This window comes from Micromonospora sp. ATCC 39149, assembly GCF_000158815.1.
Taxonomy (GTDB): domain Bacteria; phylum Actinomycetota; class Actinomycetes; order Mycobacteriales; family Micromonosporaceae; genus Micromonospora.
Map to the genome: position 1 here is coordinate 2,308,241 of NZ_GG657738.1, position 484 is coordinate 2,308,724.

Consider the following 484-nt stretch of genomic DNA (forward strand, 5'->3'; position numbering starts at 1 on the left):
GACCAGGCCGGCGGCCGGCACCGCCGGCCACGGCACCGGCCCGACGCCCGACACCGCGAGGGTGGCGAAGGCGACCGCGACCGCCGCGATCACCGGCCACGCCACCCGGGGCAGCAGCGCCGCCAGCGCGACCGCCGCCAGCGCCACGGCGACCGGGACCTGCCACCCCCAGGGCAGGTGCGGGCCGGCCGCGACCCCTTCCCAGGGCGGCAGCACCCGGCCCACCGCGACCGCGCCGAGCAGCACGGCGAGCAGCGCACCGACCTGCGCCGCCCCGCCGGCCACCAGCAGGGCACCGACTCGCGGCCCGGTGCCGACCCAACGGGGCAGCGCCCGGACCGTCCCGGCCAGGGCCAGCGCGACGAGCGCCGTGGCCACCGTCAGCAGCCCCGGGCGCAGCTCCGCCACCGGGCGCAGCAGCGCGACGCCGAGCACCGGGTGCGCAGTGCCCCGGCCGCGGCGGCCCGGAACCATGCGGAGCCGG

At 82.2% G+C, this 484-nt stretch carries 1 pseudogene; it reads right to left on the minus strand.

Going from position 1 to position 484, the window contains the following annotated elements:
* Positions 1-435, minus strand: a pseudogene (locus tag MCAG_RS33550) (hypothetical protein); the annotation flags it as partial.
* Positions 436-484: the final 49 nt, after the last annotated feature.